The 18,714-nt window shown below is 71.4% G+C and carries 12 protein-coding genes and 1 tRNA gene; 3 read left to right on the top strand and 10 right to left on the bottom strand.

Going from position 1 to position 18,714, the window contains the following annotated elements; all coding sequences use genetic code 11:
- Positions 1 to 126: 126 nt before the first annotated feature.
- The 3 genes from pepN to ACFYMO_RS07195 all read right to left on the bottom strand — a co-directional run bounded on the left by pepN (position 127) and on the right by ACFYMO_RS07195 (position 3,676).
- Positions 127 to 2,679 (bottom strand): aminopeptidase N, encoded by a 2,553-nt coding sequence (gene pepN / locus ACFYMO_RS07205; protein WP_366772270.1) that lies wholly within the window; start codon positions 2,677 to 2,679, stop codon positions 127 to 129.
- A 43-nt stretch (positions 2,680 to 2,722) separates the two neighbouring features.
- Complete coding sequence (locus ACFYMO_RS07200; RefSeq protein ID WP_388544837.1) at positions 2,723 to 3,493, bottom strand: transcriptional regulator; 771 nt, start codon at positions 3,491 to 3,493, stop codon at positions 2,723 to 2,725.
- Between the two features lie 109 nt (positions 3,494 to 3,602).
- Positions 3,603 to 3,676 (bottom strand) — tRNA-Leu (locus ACFYMO_RS07195).
- Positions 3,677 to 3,773: 97 nt separating this feature from the next.
- On the opposite strand from ACFYMO_RS07195, the gene ACFYMO_RS07190 reads away from it, so the two are divergent.
- Positions 3,774 to 4,457, top strand: a complete 684-nt coding sequence (locus ACFYMO_RS07190) for a response regulator (RefSeq protein ID WP_366772272.1) — start codon at positions 3,774 to 3,776, stop codon at positions 4,455 to 4,457.
- Positions 4,458 to 4,511: 54 nt separating this feature from the next.
- Here ACFYMO_RS07190 and ACFYMO_RS07185 read toward each other — a convergent pair whose 3' ends face one another.
- The 7 genes from ACFYMO_RS07185 to ACFYMO_RS07155 form a co-directional block, all read right to left on the bottom strand.
- Positions 4,512 to 5,228 (bottom strand): ABC transporter ATP-binding protein, encoded by a 717-nt coding sequence (locus tag ACFYMO_RS07185; protein ID WP_388545225.1) that lies wholly within the window; start codon positions 5,226 to 5,228, stop codon positions 4,512 to 4,514.
- The gene (locus tag ACFYMO_RS07180) at positions 5,225 to 6,208 is read right to left on the bottom strand and encodes an ABC transporter ATP-binding protein (RefSeq protein WP_366772273.1); all 984 of its coding nucleotides are present in this window, start codon (positions 6,206 to 6,208) and stop codon (positions 5,225 to 5,227) included. The genes ACFYMO_RS07185 and ACFYMO_RS07180 overlap by 4 nt, the downstream gene beginning before the upstream one ends.
- A 6-nt stretch (positions 6,209 to 6,214) precedes the next feature.
- Positions 6,215 to 8,068, bottom strand: coding sequence for a branched-chain amino acid ABC transporter permease (locus tag ACFYMO_RS07175; protein ID WP_366772274.1), 1,854 nt, complete (start codon positions 8,066 to 8,068; stop codon positions 6,215 to 6,217).
- A 5-nt stretch (positions 8,069 to 8,073) separates the two neighbouring features.
- On the bottom strand, positions 8,074 to 9,003 hold the full coding sequence (locus ACFYMO_RS07170) for a branched-chain amino acid ABC transporter permease (protein WP_366772275.1): 930 nt from the start codon (positions 9,001 to 9,003) through the stop codon (positions 8,074 to 8,076).
- 94 nt (positions 9,004 to 9,097) lie between these two features.
- Complete coding sequence (locus tag ACFYMO_RS07165; RefSeq protein ID WP_366772276.1) at positions 9,098 to 10,342, bottom strand: branched-chain amino acid ABC transporter substrate-binding protein; 1,245 nt, start codon at positions 10,340 to 10,342, stop codon at positions 9,098 to 9,100.
- A gap of 593 nt (positions 10,343 to 10,935) precedes the next feature.
- Entirely contained in the window at positions 10,936 to 11,388 is a 453-nt protein-coding gene (locus ACFYMO_RS07160; protein WP_019358390.1) for a PaaI family thioesterase, read from the bottom strand.
- Positions 11,389 to 11,467: 79 nt separating this feature from the next.
- Positions 11,468 to 13,750, bottom strand: a complete 2,283-nt coding sequence (locus ACFYMO_RS07155) for an FdhF/YdeP family oxidoreductase (RefSeq protein WP_388544830.1) — start codon at positions 13,748 to 13,750, stop codon at positions 11,468 to 11,470.
- 252 nt (positions 13,751 to 14,002) lie between these two features.
- On the opposite strand from ACFYMO_RS07155, the gene polA reads away from it, so the two are divergent.
- Positions 14,003 to 16,666, top strand: coding sequence for a DNA polymerase I (gene polA, locus ACFYMO_RS07150; RefSeq protein WP_366772285.1), 2,664 nt, complete (start codon positions 14,003 to 14,005; stop codon positions 16,664 to 16,666).
- A 290-nt stretch (positions 16,667 to 16,956) separates the two neighbouring features.
- Entirely contained in the window at positions 16,957 to 18,696 is a 1,740-nt protein-coding gene (locus tag ACFYMO_RS07145; RefSeq protein WP_388544827.1) for a lytic murein transglycosylase, read from the top strand.
- The last annotated feature ends 18 nt before the right edge of the window (positions 18,697 to 18,714 follow it).

Raw genomic sequence — 18,714 nt, 5'->3', positions numbered from 1 at the left:
TAGGCGCCGCGCGCCCCGCTGCCCGACGATCCCCGCGCTACTTCGCCCGAACGAAGTAGCTCGCCCCGGACGACCCGGCAGATCTGATATGAGCCCACCCACCCGGGCCGGCCAGGACGGCCCGCCTCACGCCACCGCCGCCCGCACCCCCAACGCCCGCCGCAGATCATCCAACTGATCCTCCAGCCGACGCCGCAACGCGGGCACCGGCTCACCCGAGGTCAGACACTCCTCGCCACGCGCCAGCGTCTCCTCGTCCACGAACGCCGCAGGAAACGCATACCGGCCCGCCGCCTCCGCCATCGCCGCACCCCGCCGCTCGGCCAGCGGCACCACCTCGGCGAAGTACCGCTCCACATAACCCCGCAGCAGCTCCCCCTGCTCGGGCTGCCAGAAACCCTGTGCCGTCGCCGTGAACAGATAGTTCGACAACGCGTCCGCCGGACCGAACATCGCCTCCCAGGCAGCCTCCTTCGCCTCCGCACTCGGCAGCGCCGCCCGGCACCGGGCAGCGGCCTCCGCACCCCGCGCACTCGGATCCGCCGCACGCGCCTCCTCGATCTCCTCCACCCCCACCGCACCCAGCACCGACAACCGCAACAGCAGCCGCCACCGCAGCTCCGCGTCCAGCACCGGCCCGCCCCCAGGCACCTCACCCGCACTCCGCCACGCCAGCAGCTCGGCCGGATCGGTCGCACAGTCGATGAAATACCGGGCAGCCGTCAGCCGCACCCCCGACCCCGCAGCAGCCGCACCACCCCCGGCGCCCTCCCCGGCAGCACCACCGCCCCCCAGCAGCTCACCGCACACCTCACCCAGCAACCCCAGCGCCTCCCGCCGCTCCGCACCCACCAGGAACCGCTCCGCCGCCTGCCCCCGCGCGAACGCCAGCACCCCCTGCACCACCGCGTTGTCCACCTCACGCGGCAGATGCGCCCGCAGCGTACGCACATACTCCAGCGGCTCCAGCTCCCCCTCCCGCACCATGTCCCGCGCCGCGTTCCACACCACCGCACGCGACAACTGCCCCGGCACCCCCGACAGCGCCGCCCGCACCGTGCCCCACGAGACCGGATCCAGCCGCACCTTCGCGTACGTCCAGTCCAGATCGTTGACCAGCACCAGATCCGGCCGCGGCCCCTCCAACGTCACCGTCAGCCGTCCCCCGCCACCCGGCACGTCCCGCTCCAGCCGCTCCCGCAGCACCAGCCGCGACGCGTCCGCCGGAGCCCGGTCGTACAGCCCCAGTGCCAACCGGTGCGGACGCTCCCCCCGGTGCTCCACATCCACGTACCACTGCCGGGCCTCCGACTCGCCCACCCGCGGCACCAGCGTGTCCACACCCGTCGTCCGCAGCCAGCTCTCCGCCCAGCCCCGCACATCCCGGTCCGACGCACGCGCCAGCGAGTCCAGGAACTCCGCCAGCGTCGCGTTCCCGAACCGGTGCCGCGCGAAATGCTCGTTGATCCCCGCCAGGAAACTCTTCTCACCCAGCCACACCACCAGCTGACGCAGCGCCGAGGCACCCTTCGCGTACGAGATCCCGTCGAAATTGCCCCGCGCCGCCGCCGTGTCCGGCACCGCGTCCGGATCCGGCGCCACCGGATGCGTCGAGGGCCGCTCGTCCGCGTCGTACCCCCAGCTCTTGCGCGACACCGCGAAGTCCGTCCAGGTGTCCGTGAAGCGCGTCGCCTCGCCCAGCACCTGGTAGCCCATGTACTCCGCGAACGACTCGTTCAGCCAGATGTCGTCCCACCAGCGCAGCGTCACCAGATCGCCGAACCACATGTGCGCCATCTCGTGCGCCACGACCATCGCACGCGTCTGCCGCTCGGTGTCCGTGACCGCCGAACGGAAGACGAACTCGTCCCGGAACGTCACCAGACCCGGATTCTCCATCGCCCCCGAGTTGAACTCCGGCACGAACGCCTGGTCGTAGGAGTCGAACGGATACGGCTCGTCGAAGATCTCGTGATACCGGTCGAAGCAGCGCCGCGTCACCTCCAGCAGCTCCGCCGCGTCCGTCTCCAGATGCGGACCCAGCGACCGGCGCACATGCAGCCCGAACGGCAGCCCGGCGTGCTCGGTGCGCACCGAATGGAACGGCCCCGCCGCCACCGCCATCAGATACGTGCTGAGCGGCGGCGTCGTCGCACACTCCCACCGGCCGCGGTCCCCCTCCACCCGGGCCGCCACCCCGTTGCCCAGCACGGTCCACTCCCGCGGCGCCGTCACCGACACCGCGAACTCGGCCTTCAGATCGGGCTGGTCGAAGCAGGCGAACACCAGCGGCGCGTCCGCCATGCAGCACTGCGTGTACACATAGGCACACCCGTCCTCCGGATCGGTGAACCGGTGCATGCCCTCACCCATCCGCGAGTACGGCATCACCGCCTCGACCCGCAGCTCGTGCTCCCCGGCCGCCAGCCCCCGCAGCGGCAGCCGCCCCTCCCGCAGCGCACCCGGATCCAGCGCCGCACCGTCCAGCTCGGCCCGCAGCAGCTCCCGCGGCCGGACCTCCACGAAGGTGTCGGCGCCCGCCTCCAGCACGGTGAACCGCACCGCCGTCGTGGACCCGAACACCTCCTCGCCCCGCGTCAGGTCAAGATCCACGGCATACCGCCGCACCCGCACGACCCGAGCCCGTTCCTGCGCTTCCGCACGCGTCAACACGACCATGCGCGCCATAGTGCCCCACCCGGATGCGCCGGGCACCGGGACCTCAGTATTTCGGGCCGACATGCGCGTCCATCAGCGCCACGGAGGCGCGCCGGGCGACGGAGACGTTGCGGGCGCCCTGCGGATGCCGGGCGGCCGTCCACGCGACGCCGAGCGCGTCGAGCGTGCGGGTGTAGAGGTCGACGATGTCGGGGGACTTGTTGGTGAAGAAGTACCGCGGGTAGGTGTAGCGCTTCCGCCGGCCGCCCACCGTGCGTGTGGTCCAGTTCGCGATGCGGCAGCCGTCCGAGTGCACCAGGCCCCGGATCAGCTCCCAGCGGTGGGCGCCGGTGATCTGCTGCTGCCAGGGCACCAGCTCGATGCGGCGCTCGTGCTTCCTGCCCGGGCCGTGCTGGGGGAACAGGCAGGGCCAGTGATTGGAGTAGGAGGTCACGGCCACGCAGCCGGGCGCCTGGACGCGGTGGACGCTGTCGCCCGGGCGCACCGCGCGCATCGCGCCCTCGCAGGCGTCGATCAGTCCGGGCCAGGCGTCGGCGCAGGAGACCCGCAGCGTCCAGGAGCGCCCCGTCCTGCTGACGCAGCCGTCTCCCAGGTACAGGCCCAGCAGGTAGGCGTAGGAGGACGGGTCGTCCGGCGGGCGCGGCGGTGTCGCACAGCGCTCGCAGGTGGCTCCGGAGCGGGTCGCCGGGTGCAGGCGCTGCTGCCAGGTGCGCAGACACCACCGGGATATCCCCGTCTGCCTGCTCACCGCGTTCAGGCTTCGTCCTTGCGCGACGAGTGCGAGGGCCCGCTTGCGCGTTTCCAGGTCGTACACGGGTTCAGCATGCGCCGGCCTGTGCGAGCTGAGGGCCGTATGGCCTCCCTCTCACCTGAACCGGCGAAGCCGACGGCGAGGGGTTGCAATCTTGAAATCGAAGGTAGAGTGCCCCGGGTCGGACTCGAACCGACACTGTATGGGTTTTGAATCCACCATCTCTGCCAATTGGATTACCGGGGCCCTTCGAACTGAAGGATTGCGGTCACCCGCTGTGCCAACACTTTACAGGACCTGGGTAGGCTCGTGTCTCCCACCCGTGGCGGAAACGAGGAGCCAAGTGAGCGCGGCGGACTTCCCCGAGCCCGAGAGTGCCCAGAGTGCAGAGCCTGTCGAGGAACCGACCCCGGCGGGCGGGAGTGAGCATGTGCCTCCGGCGACGCGGCGGGTCGTGATCGCGGAGGACGAGGCCCTGATCCGGATGGATCTCAAGGAGATGCTGGAGGAGGAGGGCTACACCGTCGTCGGCGAGGCCGGCGACGGCGGGCGGGCCGTGGAGCTGGCCCGCGAGCACCGGCCCGATCTGTGCATCTTCGATGTGAAGATGCCGGTGCTCGACGGCATCTCCGCGGCCGAGAAGGTCGCGGAGGAGGGCATCGCTCCGGTGCTGATGCTCACCGCGTTCTCGCAGCGCGAGCTGGTGGAGCGTGCCCGGGACGCCGGGGCCATGGCCTATCTGGTCAAGCCGTTCAGCAAGACCGACGTGGTGCCGGCCATCGAGATGGCGGTCTCCCGGTTCACCGAGCTGAAGGCGCTGGAGAAGGAGGTCGCGGACCTCTCCCAGCGGCTGGAGACGCGGAAGCTGGTGGACCGGGCCAAGAGCGTGCTGCAGACCCAGTACGGGCTCTCGGAGCCGGCCGCCTTCCGCTGGATCCAGAAGACGTCGATGGACCGGCGGCTGTCGATGCAGCAGGTGGCGGAGGCGGTCATCGCGGACGCGGAGGAGCGCCGCAAGCAGCAGTGAGCACCGGGAGGGTGGCGGGTCCGGTCCGGACCCGCCACCCTCCGCTGTGCGCGGTCAGTCCTCGCCGAGGTACGCCTTGCGCACGGACTCGTCGTGCATCAGTTCCTCGCCGGTGCCCGAGAGGGTGATGGTGCCGGTCTCCATCACATGGCCGTGGTCGGCCAGCGAGAGGGCGGCCTGGGCGTTCTGTTCGACGAGGAGGATCGTCGTCCCCTGGGCCCTCAGTTCGCCGATGGTCGACATGATCTTCTGCATCATGATCGGGGAGAGGCCCATGGAGGGCTCGTCGAGCATGAGCAGTTTGGGGCGGGACATCAGGGCGCGGGCCATGGCGAGCATCTGCTGTTCGCCGCCGGAGAGGGTGCCGGCGGCCTGTCTGCGGCGTTCTCCCAGGATGGGGAAGCGTTCGTAGGCGCTGCCGATGTCGTCGGCGACCCCGGCGGGGTCCTTCCGGAGGAAGGCGCCGAGCCGCAGGTTCTCCTCGATGCTGAGGCGGGGGAAGATGCGGCGTCCTTCGGGTGAGTGGGCCAGCCCCATGGCGACGATCTTGTGGGCGCCGACGCCGTCGAGTGGCCGTCCGTCGAAGCTGATCTTCCCGGTCGCCGGTTTGAGCAGTCCGGAGAGGGTGCGCAGGGTGGTGGTCTTCCCGGCGCCGTTGGTGCCGATGAGGGTGACGACCTCGCCTGCCTCGACGGTGAACGAGATGCCTTTGACGGCTTCGATCTTGCCGTAGGCGACGCGCAGGTCCTCGACTTCGAGCAGGGCCATCAGTCCGTCCGTCCTTCCTGACGTCGGTCCGCCCGGTCCGGCTCCGCCGCGTCCGGGGCCGCATCCGCAGGGCGCGTGCCGGCCGGGTCCGTGGCCGTGTCCCGGTGGGCCGCGGCTTCGGCCTCCTCCGCGGCCTGCACCTCGGCCGCTTCCGCCTGGCCTGGTTCGCCCTCGAAGGGGGTGCCGAGGTAGGCGGCGACGACGCGCTCGTCGCGCTGCACGGTCTCGGGGGTGCCTTCGACGAGTTTCTCGCCCCGGACCAGGACGGCGACGCGGTCGCAGAGGTTGAAGATGAACCGCATGTCGTGCTCGATGACCAGTACGGCCGTGCCCTGTTCGCGGATGGCGAGGACGAGTTCGCGGGTGGCGGTGGTCTCGACGGCGGTCATGCCCGCGGTGGGCTCGTCCAGGAGCAGCAGTCCGGGTTCGCTGGCGAGGGCGCGGGCGATCTCCAGTTTGCGCTGTTCGCCGTAGGGGAGGTTGCGTGCGAGGTGTTCGCGTTTGGTCTCCAGTCCGGTGAAGCGCAGGAGGTCCATGGCGCGTTCCTCGGATTCCCGTTCGGCTCTGCGGAAGCGGGGTCCGCGGACGAGGGCGGAGAAGAGGCCCTCGTGGGTGCGGGTGTGCCGGCCGACGAGGACGTTCTCCAGGACGGTCATGTTGGCGAAGAGGCGGATGTTCTGGAAGGTGCGGGCGATGCCTGCCTGGGTGACCAGGTGGGAGCGGTGGGGCAGGACGGTGCCCCGGTAGCGGACGGTGCCTTCGGTGGGGATGTAGAGCCCGGTGAGGCAGTTGAAGAAGGTGGTCTTGCCGGCGCCGTTGGGCCCGATGAGGCCGACGATCTCCCCGGCGTGCACCTCGAGGTTCACGTCCCGTACGGCGGTGAGGCCGCCGAACCGCATGGTGACGCCGGAGGCGTCGAGCACGGCGCCGCCGCTGCCGGTGCCGGGGGGCGGGGCGCCGGGCGTGGTGGTCGTGGTGGTCATCTCGTCTCACGCCTCCGTCTTGCCGAGGCCAAGGGCCGCTGCCGTGGGGGTGCTGGGCTGTTCCGGCTCGTGGAACTCGAGCTGCTTGCGGCGGTCGGCGATCAGGCCCTCGGGCCGGAAGCGCATCAGCAGGACGAGTGCGATGCCGAAGAGCAGGAGCTGGTAGTCGGCCATGAACTGGAGTTTGGCCGGGATGAGGTAGAGGAGTGCCGCGCCGATGAGGGGGCCGCTGACGGTGCCCATACCGCCGAGGATGACGGCGATGAGGAGGAAGGCGGAGTTGGGTGGTGCGGTGTGCACGAACTTGTAGGACTCGGGGGTGACGGAGAACTCGACGTGGGCCAGGACCGTGCCGGCCATTCCGGCGAGGGTGGCGCCGAGGGCGAAGGCCATGAGTTTGAGCCGGAAGGCGTTGACGCCCATGGCGCGGGCCGCGGTCTCGTCCTCGCGGATGGCGATCCAGGCCCGTCCGATGCGGGAGTTGTCGGAGCGCCGGAAGACGGTCACGACGATCGCGGTGAACAGCAGCATCAGCAGGTAGTAGTTGCCGAAGCGGCCGAGTTCGAAGCCGAGGACGGTGTGCGGCTGTCCGAGGTCGAAGCCGAAGATCTTCAGGTCGGGGATGTTGGGGATGCCGTTGGGTCCGTTGGTGATGTTGGGGCCGGAGTCGCCGTCGAGGTTCTGTACGGAGATGCGGAAGATCTCTCCGAAGCCGAGGGTGACGATGGCGAGGTAGTCGCCGTGCAGGCGCAGTGAGGGGAAGCCGATGAGGAGGCCGAAGACGAGGGCGACGGCGGCCCCGATGAGGACGGCGGCCCAGAACGGTACGTGGATGCCGAGGGAGGAGGTCTCGGCTCCGGAGACCAGGGCCGCGGTGTAGGCGCCGACGCCGAGGAACGCGACGTAGCCCAGGTCGAGGATGCCGGCCAGGCCGACGACCATGTTCAGGCCGAGTGCGACGGTCGCGAAGATGAGCACGCTGACGGCGATGTTGGTGTATGCCTCGTTGCTCTGGGTGACGGGGAAGAGCAGCGCGGCGGCGAAGGTGGCGGCCAAGGTGACGGTGCGGTGCGCGACGGTCAGCGCGGAGAGCCGCCGGGGCAGCCCGGCTCGGGCGAGTGCGGGGAAGGCGAAGGCGGCCAGGATCAGGAAGCCGATGAAGGGCGGGCCGCCTTCGGCCTCGATGCCGTAGGCGAAGACGTAGAGGCCGGCGGCGCAGGCGGCGCAGATCACCAGGATCTCGGCCCAGCCGGGCAGGGACGCTGCCGGTCCCGGTGGGGGTGCGGCGACGGCCCGGCGCAGCCGCTGCCAGGGCGCGCCCTGCCGGGTGCCGGGCGCGGTGCGGTCCGCGTCGGCATCCGCGGGCAGGTCGGTGGGCAGGGCGAGAGCGCCGATGACGGCCAGCAGGGTGCCGGCGGCGCCGATCCACATGCCGGGTTCGAAGTTGACGACGCCGCCGAGTTCGACGGCGATGGCGGCGGCGGTGTACCAGGTGGCGGCGAGGTTGCCGAGGGTGAGCAGGAGCAGGGCGCTGTGTCTGCCGCCGGGGGTGAGCCAGCGCAGTCCGGGGACGCCCGCGGTGGCCAGGAGCATGGCCGCGGTGAGGACGGCCGCGGTGAGGGTGAGGAGCTGGAGGCCCGCCGGGTACAGGGCGATCGTCAGGTTGCCCGGGAACGCGGAGGTCCAGGTCCAGGGGAGCATGGTGCTCGCGAAGGCGGCGAGGGCTCCGGCGCCGACGAGGATGCGGCCCCGCGTGCGGCTGGTGTGCGGGTCGGGGCTGAGCGGCAGGGGCGGTGGGCCCGCGGTGGTGGTGGCGTTCGCCGCGTCGGGGGCCGGGGTCGTGGTGTGCTGTGTGGTCATGGGTATCACGCCCGATCCGCGAGGCGTTCGCCGAGGATTCCTTGGGGTCGTACGAGGAGGACGAGGATGAGCAGGATGAACGCCCATACGTCCTTCCAGGAGCCGCCGCCGAACTGTTCGAGTCCGGGGATGTCGCCGATGTAGGCGGTGGCCATGGCTTCGCCGACGCCGAGGACGAGGCCGCCGACCATGGCGCCGTAGATGTTGCCGATGCCGCCGAGGACGGCGGCGGTGAACGCCTTGAGTCCGGCGATGAAGCCCATCCGGAAGTTGACCTCCCCGGTCTTGAAGCCCTGGGCGATGGCGGCGACGGCGGCGAAGGCGGCTCCGATGGCGAAGGCCATCACGATGATGCGGTCGGTGTTGACGCCCATCAGTTTGGCGGTGTCGGGGTCCTGCGAGGTGGCCTGCATGGCGCGCCCGGTGCGGGTCTTGGCCACGAACAGTCCGAGCGCGAGCATGCACACGGGTGCGGAGACGAAGATGAACAGGTCTTCGCGGGAGAGGGCGACGAAGCCCAGGTCGAGGTCGCCGCCGCCGAGTTGCGGGAAGGGGCGGGCCTTCTTGGCCTCGGGGTAGAAGGCCCAGACGGCCTGCTGGAGTGCGAGGGACAGCCCGATCGCGGTGATCAGCGGCGAGAGCCGGGGTCCGCCGCGCAGCGGCCGGTAGGCGAAGCGTTCGGCGCCGATGGCGACGAGGACGGCGCACACGACGCCGAGGAGGATCATCAGGGGGAGGGCGACGGCCATGCCGGTGCCGGCGGGCAGCCACAGGTGGGCGGTCAGCGCGCCGAAGCCGCCGATCATGAATATCTCGCCGTGGGCGAAGTTGATGAGCTGGACGATGCCGTAGACCATCGTGTACCCGATCGCGATGAGGCCGTACAGCGCGCCGAGTGCGAGTCCGTTCGCCAGCTGATCCGGCAGATCTTGCACCGGGACTCCTTGAGGTGTCAGATACGGCTGCGCGGGGGCGCGTCGGGCGCCCCCGCGCAGCCGTGCGGTACCGACTGGGGCAGTGGTGTGCTGATCAGCCTTCGCCGAAGGTGCCGGTCCGCACCGGCTCGTGCTTGCCGCCCTTGACCTCGTAGACGGAGAGCTGCTTGTTGGTGGTGTCGCCGTACTCGTCGAAGGCGACGTCTCCGGTGACGCCCTTGAACTGGACGTCCTGCATGGCCTCGGTGATCTGCTTGCGGGTGTCGTCCATGGAGTCGGGCAGCTTGCCGTCGTTCTTCTCGGCCACGGCCTTGACCGCCTGGATGATCGCCCAGGTGCTGTCGTAGGCGTAGCCGCCGTATGCCTCGTAGGGCAGCTTGTAGTCGGCGGCCTGGTAGTTCTTCATGAACGTCTTGGCGGTGTCGAGGGTCTCCAGCGGTGCTCCGACGGAGGTGGCCAGGTCGCCGTCGACGTTCTTCTTGCCGAGCTTGATGTACTCCTCGCTGTAGAGCGCGTCACCGCCGACGACCAGCGCGTCGGAGCCGGCCTTGGTGATCTGCGCGCTGAGCGGGGCGCCTGCCGGGTACTCGCCGCCGTAGTAGACGAAGTCGGCCTTGGACTTGGCGACCTTGGTGGCGACGGCGGAGAAGTCCCGGTCGTCGGGGTTGATGTGGTCGGTGCCCACGACCTTGCCGCCGAGCTTCTTGAACTCGTCGGTGAAGGTGCCGGCCAGTCCGGCGCCGTAGGTCTTCTTGTCGTCGATGATGTACGCCTTCTTCAGCTTCCGCTTGTCGAACAGGTACTGGGCGGCGTACGGGCCCTGTACGGCGTCGGTGGTGGAGGTGCGGAAGTAGGTGTCGAACAGCCGCTTCTTGTCGCCCTTCTGCCAGTTGGGGCCCTGGCTGAGCTCGGGCGCTGTGTTGGCGGGGGAGACCTGCACCAGTCCGGCGTTGCCGAAGACCTTCTGCATGGACTGGCCGACGTGCGAGTTGAGGGGGCCGACCACCCCGACGACCTTGTCGTTGCCCACCAGTTTGGTGGCGTTCTGCTGGCCGGTTCCGGCCTGGGCCTGGTCGTCCAGCGCCTCCAGCTTGAAGGTGACGCCCTTGACCTCGTTGTTCTTGTTGGCGGTCTTGACCGCGAGGTCGCTGGAGTTCTTGATGCCCTGCCCCAGTGCGGACAGGTCGCCGGTGAGCGGGGCGTCGACGCCGATGACGACGGTGGTGCTGGAGCCGCTGTCGCTGCCTCCGCTCTTGTCGTCGCGCGAGCCGCACGCGGACAGGGTGAGGGCTCCCACCGTGGCGGTGGCGGTGAGTATGAGCAAGGAACGGTGACGCACGATCAGTCCTTTCCCCGAGGCGCGGCCCCCCATGGAGTGAGTGGCCGTATCGCGCGCCGGGCCGTACGAGTCGTACAGAACGGTGCTGTCGTGCGCCCGGCGGCGCGTGACTGGCGGTGACTCTATGGCGCTGCCGGTGCCGCCGGGCAGAGGGCGGATCCAGGATGTGACTTTCTTGTTATGACCGTCACGGAACCGGTCGACCGGTGGCCGCTCCTCCGCGGTCCGCCCGGTGTGACGGGCGGATGGCGGACATGTTGCGCGGCCGGAAGCCGCAGTTGGTCCGGCGCTTCGCCGGCCGGGATCGCGCGGCGGGTCCGGATACCGTACGGGCCGCGCGGGTGCGCGCCCGGGCGCGACGGCCTCGGGGGACGTGATGGGCCCTGCCGTGCCTGCTCGTCACGCAATGTGACGCCCGGGTGGCGCGGCCGCACCGGTGGCGGCGGGTTGCGGCCTTCTCCGGTGGGCTCCGGCGGGTGCCGATGCGGCGGCTGGCGGTACGGCGGGTGGCGGCGCGGCAGGTGGCGGTTCGGCGGCCCCGCCGTACCGGGGGGAGCGGATGCGGTCCCCCGGTGCCGGGTGCGGCGTGGTCCCTACGCGTCACGCAGCAGGCAGGTCAGGCGTGCCGAGCACACCCGCCGGTCCTGCTCGTCGGTGACGACGATCTCGTAGCTGGTCATCGTCCGCCCCCGGTGCGCCGGGGTGGCCACCCCGGTCACCAGGCCCGAGCGCGGCCCGCGGTGGTGGGTGCAGTTGAGGTCCACCCCGACGGCGGCCTTGCCGGGTCCACCGTGCAGCATCGCTCCCACCGAGCCGAGCGTCTCGGCGAGCACGGCCGAGGCACCGCCGTGCAGCAGCCCGTAGGGCTGGGTGTTGCCCTCGACCGGCAGCGTGCCCACCACCCGCTCGGGGGCCGCGTGCAGGATCCGCAGCCCCATCCGCTCGCCCAGCTTCCCGGCCGAGAACAGCGCGGGCAGGTCGACCCCCGATCCCTTCCACTGGTCCAGGATCTCCTGGGGGAACTCGGTGGTGGTCTGCTCGCCCATGTGCCGCTGCTCCGATCCTCCGTCGTCCGCCGGTGCTCCGTCTCCGACCGGCCGATCCGAGCTTATGCCCGCGCGGGCGTCAGTCGGCCGCCGAGGGAGTGAGCCTGATCACGATGGACTTGCTGGCGGGTGTGTTGCTGGTGTCGGCGGTGGCGTCGAGCGGCACCAGCACGTTGGTCTCCGGGTAGTACGCGGCGGCGCATCCGCGCGCTGTCGGATAGTGCACGACGCGGAATCCGCGGGCCACCCGCTCCCGCCCGTCGTCCCACTCGCCGGTCAGATCGGCGTAGCAGCCGTCCGCCAGTCCGAGCGCGGCCGCGTCCGCCGGGTGCACGAGTACCACGCGGCGGCCGTCGCGGATGCCCCGGTAGCGGTCGTCCAGCCCGTAGACGGTGGTGTTGTACTGGTCGTGGGAGCGCAGTGTCTGCAGCAGCAGCCGCCCCTCGGGCAGCCGCGGGTACTCCACAGGGGCTGCCGTGAAGTTCGCTTTCCCCGTCGCGGTGGGGAAGTGCCGCCGGTCGCGGGGCGCGTGCGGCAGCGTGAACCCTCCGGGGCGGGCCGCCTTGGCGTTGAAGTCCTCGAAACCGGGCACCACCCGCGCGATGCGGTCGCGGACGAGCCCGTAGTCGTCCGCCAGCTCCGCCCAGGGGACGGTGGACGACGTGCCCAGTACGGCCTGCGCCAGCCCGGCCACGATCGCGGGCTCGGACCGCAGCAGCGGGCTCGCCGGCTCCAGCCGCCCCCGCGAGGCGTGCACCATGCCCATGGAGTCCTCGACGGTGACGAACTGGTCGCCGCCGGGCCGGGTGTCGCGCTCGGTCCGCCCCAGGGTGGGCAGGATCAGCGCCCGGGCGCCCGTCACGCAGTGCGAGCGGTTCAGCTTCGTCGAGACGTGCACGGTCAGCCGGGCCCGGCGCATCGCGGCCTCGGTCACCCCGGTGTCCGGGGAGGCGGCCACGAAGTTGCCGCCCATCGCGAGGAAGACCTTCACCTCCCCGTCGCGCATGGCGCGGATCGCCCGGACGACGTCGTAGCCGTGGGCGCGCGGCGGCGCGAAGCCGAACTCCTGCTCCAGCGCGTCCAGGAAGGCGGGCGCGGGGCGCTCGAAGATGCCCATGGTGCGGTCGCCCTGCACGTTGCTGTGGCCGCGCACGGGGCAGACCCCGGCGCCCGGGCGTCCGATGTTCCCGCGCAGCAGCAGGAAGTTGACCACTTCGCGGATGGTGGGCACCGCGTGCTTGTGCTGGGTCAGCCCCATCGCCCAGCACACCACGGTGCGCTCCGAGGCCAGCACCAGTTCCGCGGCGCGCTCGATCTCGGCCTGCTCCAGCCCGGTGGCGGCCAGCGTCGAAGCCCAGTCGGTGGCCCGGGCGGCCTGCGCGAACTCCGCGAAGCCGTGGGTGTGCTCGCGGACGAACTCCTCGTCGACGGCGCCCTCCCGCTCCAGGACGATCCGGTTCAGCGCCCGGAAGAGCGCCTGGTCGCCGCCGAGCCGGATCTGCAGGAACAGATCGGTGAGCGCGGTGCCGCCCGCCGCCAGGCCCTTGGCGGTCTGCGGGTTCCTGAACCGCTCCATGCCCGCCTCGGGCAGCGGGTTGACGGTGATGATCCGTGCGCCGCCGGCCTTGGCCTTCTCCAGCGCGGAGAGCATCCGGGGGTGGTTGGTGCCCGGGTTCTGCCCCGCGACGATGATCAGGTCGGCCCGGTGGAGGTCCTCCAGCAGCACGCTGCCCTTGCCGACGCCGAGCGTCTCGGTCAGCGCGGAGCCGGACGACTCGTGGCACATGTTGGAGCAGTCCGGCAGGTTGTTGGTGCCGAACTCGCGGGCGAAGAGCTGGTAGAGGAAAGCGGCCTCGTTGCTGGTGCGGCCCGAGGTGTAGAAGACCGCCTCGTCGGGCGAGGCCAGGCCGCGCAGCTCCTCGGCGATCAGCGCGAAGGCCTCGTCCCAGCCGATCGGCTCGTAGTGCCCGCCGCCCTCGGGTAGGTACATCGGTTCGGTCAGCCGGCCCTGCTGGCCCAGCCAGTAGCCGGACCGCCCGGCGAGGTCGGCCACCGGGTGCGCGACGAAGAAGTCCCGGGTGACCCGGCGCGTGGTGGCCTCCTCGGCGACCGCCTTGGCCCCGTTCTCGCAGAACTCCGCGGTGTGCCGTCTCTCGCCCTCCGGCCAGGCGCAGCCCGGGCAGTCGAAGCCGTCCTTCTGGTTGACGCGCAGCAGCGTCAGTGCCGTGCGCTTCACGCCCATCTGCTGCTGTGCCATCCGCAGCGAGTGGCCCACGGCGGGCAGCCCCGCCGCGGCCCGCGCGGGCTCTCCCACCTGGGGTGCGTCCTGGACCGGGTCACTGGAGGGAGCCTTCCGAGTCATACCCCGGATGGTGCCACTCATCGGCCGCCGTGGGCAGCCCGGCGGCGCGTCGGCCGACCGGGAACCCGTGCCCCGGCGGTCCGGCCGCGCGGCCCCGGGTGCCCCGCGACGCCCCCGTCCCGCGGCGTCTCACGGCGCCGTGTCCGGCGATTGTCGGACCCGCATGGGAGGATCGGCACCGTGGCTAAGAAGGCATCGAAGACGGCACCAGAAGCAACCCCTCAGCAGAGCGGCGGGGACCAACCCCGCCTGATGCTCATGGACGGGCATTCCCTCGCGTATCGGGCGTTCTTCGCACTTCCGGCGGAGAACTTCAACACCACCTCGGGGCAGCCCACCAACGCGATCTACGGCTTCGTCTCGATGCTGGCCAACACCCTGCGTGACGAGGCGCCCACGCACTTCGCCGTCGCCTTCGACGTCTCCCGCAAGACCTGGCGCTCCGAGGAGTTCCCGGAGTACAAGGCGAACAGGTCCAAGAGCCCGGACGAGTTCAAGGGCCAGGTCGAGCTGATCGGCGAGCTGCTCGACACCATGCGGGTGCGCCGCTACGCGGTCGACGGCTTCGAGGCGGACGACGTCATCGCCACGCTCGCCACCCGGGCCGAGGCTGAGGGCTTCAAGGTGTCCATCGTCACCGGCGACCGGGACACCTTCCAGCTCGTCAGCGACGACGTCACGGTGCTCTATCCGACCAAGGGCGTCTCGGAGCTGACCCGCTACACCCCGGAGAAGGTGCAGGAGAAGTACGGCCTGTCCCCGGCGCAGTACCCGGACTTCGCCGCGCTGCGCGGCGACCCCTCGGACAACCTGCCGGGCATCCCCGGGGTCGGAGAGAAGACGGCCACCAAGTGGATCACCCAGTTCGGCTCGCTGGCCGAACTGGCCGAACGGGCGGGCGAGGTCAAGGGCAAGGCGGGCGAGAACCTGCGGTCCCACCTGGAGTCGGTGCTGCTCAACCGCAGGCTGACCGAACTGGTGCGGGACGTGGAGCTGCCCGACGCGCCGGAGGACCTGGCCCGCGCGCCCTACGACCGCGACGCACTCGCCGTCATCCTGGACACCCTGGAGTTCCGCCACCAGAACTTCCGGGACCGCCTCTTCGCGGTGGACCCGGCTGCCGCGCAGGCCGAGGAGCCCGCGCCCGCGGAGGGCGTCGAGGTGGAGGGAACGGTCGCCGAGGCAGGTGCGCTCGCCCCCTGGCTGGAGCAGCACGGCGCGGCCGCTCTCGGCGTCGCCACGGTCGACGTGTGGAAGCAGGGCACCGGCAGTGTCAGCGAGGTCGCGCTGGCCACCGGCACCGGTCCGGCCCTGTGGTTCGACCCGGCCGCACTGCCGGAGGGGGACGAGCGGGCGTTCGCCGACTGGCTGTCCGACCCGGACCGCCGCAAGATCATGCACGACGCCAAGGCGCTGATCCGGGTCTTCGCCGACCACGGCTGGCGGGTGGACGGCGTGTGGATGGACACCGCGCTCGCCGCCTACCTGGACAAACCGGGCCGCCGTTCCTTCGCGCTGGACGCGCTGTCGGTGGAGTATCTGGGCCGCGAGCTGGGTCCCGCGGCCGAGGCCGACGGGCAGCTCGCGCTCGGGATGGACGAGCAGGCCGAGGCGCAGGCCCTGATGGTCAAGGCCCGCACGGTGCACGACCTGGGCAGCGCTTTCGAGGAGCGGCTGGAGCAGGTGGGCGCCGCCGGCATGCTGCGGGAGCTGGAGCTGCCGACGTCCGAGCTGCTGGCCGGCATGGAGCGGGCCGGTATCGCGGCGAACCGGGAGTGGTTCACGGGCCTGGAGCAGCAGTTCGCCGGTGCCGTGCAGCAGGCCGTCGAGGAGGCGCACGCCTCGGTGGGCCACGAGTTCAACCTGGGCTCGCCCAAGCAGCTCCAGGAAGTCCTCTTCGGCGAGCTGGGTCTGCCCAAGACGAAGAAGACGAAGACGGGCTGGACCACCGACGCGGACGCGCTGGCCTGGCTGGCCACCCAGACCGAGCACGAGCTGCCGGTCATCATGCTGCGCTACCGCGAGCAGCAGAAGCTGCGCACCACGGTCGAGGGCCTGATCAAGACGATCGCGCCCGACGGCCGCATCCACACCACGTTCAACCAGACGGTCGCCGCCACCGGCCGGCTCTCCTCCACCGAACCGAACCTGCAGAACATCCCCGTCCGCACGGACGAGGGCCGCGCCATCCGCCGCGGCTTCCGCGTGGGCGAGGACTTCGAGTCGCTGATGACGGCCGACTACAGCCAGATCGAACTGCGGGTGATGGCCCATCTGTCGGAGGACGCCGGGCTGATCGAGGCGTTCACCTCCGGCGAGGACCTGCACACCACCGTCGCGGCGCAGGTGTTCGGCGTCGAGAAGAGCGGTGTCGACGCGGAGATGCGCCGCAAGATCAAGGCGATGTCCTACGGACTGGCGTACGGGCTGTCCGCCTTCGGGCTCTCGCAGCAGCTCGGCATCACCCCCGACGAGGCGCGGAAGCTGATGGACACCTACTTCGAACGCTTCGGGGGGGTGCGGGACTATCTCCACCGTACGGTCGAGGAGGCCCGCGCCACCGGCTACACCCACACGATCATGGGGCGCCGCCGCTATCTGCCCGACCTGACCAGCGACCACCGGCAGCGCCGCGAGATGGCCGAGCGGATGGCGCTCAACGCCCCGATCCAGGGCACGGCGGCCGACATCGTCAAGGTCGCCATGCTCAAGGTCGACGCGGCGCTGCGGGCGGCCGGGCTGCGCTCCCGGATGCTGCTCCAGGTGCACGACGAGATCGTGCTGGAGATCGCCCCGGGGGAGCGGGAGCGGGTCGAGGAACTGGTGCGCTCCGAGATGTCCACGGCGGTCTCCTTGCGGGCGCCGCTGGACGTGTCGGTGGGCGTCGGCCTGGACTGGGAGTCGGCGGCGCACTGAGCCGCGCCGGATTCCGGGCGGTCGCGCCGGGACCCGGGCGCTGGTGTGCGCGGGCCCCGGAGGCCGCGTCGCGGACGGCAGCCGGGGACGGCGGCACCCGCCGTCCCCGGCTGCCGTCCGCGTACCGGCTGCTGTGAAGGACATGGGGGAACAGTGGGGCGAACATCGGGAAAACCGGCGTCCGAAGCGGGTCATAAGCGCCAGAAGTCCCTCAGGGCTGCTGACTTGGGGCAGGCTCTGCCGTAAGGTCGCGGTGACTGCGTCCGATGGGGAGAGGACGGGACTGACCTATGGCGCGAATCCGGGGCCGGCACGCCGCACGGCGGGCGGTCACCACAGCGGCGGGACACCGGCGCCGCGGCGGGCTGCGCAGTGCCAGATACCGCAGGGGGCTGGGCGGCACGGCCGTCGCGGCCGTCGTCATGGCGGCGCTGACCGCCTCGCAGGCGCCCGGGATGGAACTCGCCGGCGACGGCGGTGCCGACCGGCCGGGCTCCGCGGGCGACCGCACGCCTGGCGACGACGACTACGCCACGGAACTGCCGCCGCTGGAGTCCCCGCATCCGCCCGGTACGTCCGAACCCGGCGGTTCCGAAGACACCTCCGGCATCCCCGCCTCGGTGCTGGCCGCCTACCAGAAGGCCGCCCGGTCGCTCGCCTCCCGCACCCCGGGCTGCGGGCTGCGCTGGGAACTCCTCGCGGGGATCGGCAAGGTGGAGTCCGGCCACGCCCGCGGGGGCGCCGTGGACGAGGACGGCACGACGCTGCGTCCGATCCTGGGTCCGGTGCTCAACGGCAAGGGTTTCGCCCACATCAGGGACACCGACGGCGGCCGCTGGGACAGCGACACCACCTACGACCGTGCGGTCGGTCCGCTGCAGTTCATCCCCTCCACCTGGGACCGCTGGGGCGCGGACGGCAACGGCGACGGCCGCAAGGACCCCAACAACATCCAGGACGCCGCACTCGCCGCGGGCGCCTATCTGTGCGCGGACGGGCGCGATCTGTCCTCCGGTGCCGGGCTGGACCGGGCCGTTCTCAGCTACAACAACTCCAGCGACTACCTGCGGACCGTCCTGGCCTGGTTCGAGTACTACCGCAAGGGCACCCACGCGGTGCCGGACCGCGACCTTTCCGTGCTGCCTACCACGCCCGGAGTCGGCGAGTCCGGGGGCGGTTCGAGCCCGGGCGCCGGGCGCGGCGGCACGGACCCCGCGGACGACAGGCCCGGCAAGCCGAACGGGCCCGGTAGGCCGAACGGGCCCGGCAAGCCGGACAAGCCCGGGAATCCGGGCGAGCCCGGTGGCGGCGGCAAGCCCGGCGACGGGGACGACGGCGGCGGCAAGCCCACCCCCGAACCGACCGGCCCGCACGCCATCGAGCGGGTCGGCGCCGGGAAGTTCACCGCGGTCGCCGGTGAGGACTTCGCCGGGCACCCCGTCGTCCGGGTGGAGACCGCCAAGGGCAAGGGCGTCAAGGGCGTCGAGGTCCGGTTCGAGGTCCGCGGCGCGACCGAAGCCGCCTTCGGGGGCGGTGCCAGGAGTGCGACGGTCACCACCGACGCGCAGGGCAACGCGACGGCGCCCGCGCTCGGCGCGGGCAGCCGGACCGGTGCCTTCACCGTGCGCGCGACGGTTCCCGGCAAGAAGCTGGGCAGCGTCGATTTCGCGGCCTCGGTCACGGCCCCGCGGGCCGACACCCTGGCGCGGACGAGCGATGTCGCGCTGGAGGCCGACAGGGGCGGAAAGTTCGCCCAGGTCGTGGAGGTCAAGGCCACCCGCAAGGGCAAGGCCGTCGCGAACACCACGTTGACGGCCTCGTTCGGCGACGACGCCGAGGAGGCCGGCCCGTACTTCGGCAAGGACGAGCAGGGCACCCCGGTCCGCCGGCTCGCGGACCTGAAGACCGGCGCCGACGGTGTCGTCGAGCTGCCCGAGCTGTTCGCCGGCGACCGGCCCGGCAGCTACACGCTGACGCTGACGGCCGAGGGCGGCGCCACCGTGCAGGTGAAGGTCGTCGTCAAGGGCTGAGCACGACGGCCTCCCGCC

It is taken from the genome of Streptomyces sp. NPDC007025 (assembly GCF_042869455.1).
Classification (GTDB): Bacteria; Actinomycetota; Actinomycetes; order Streptomycetales; family Streptomycetaceae; genus Streptomyces.
This window is presented reverse-complemented; position numbering and strand designations above follow the sequence as displayed.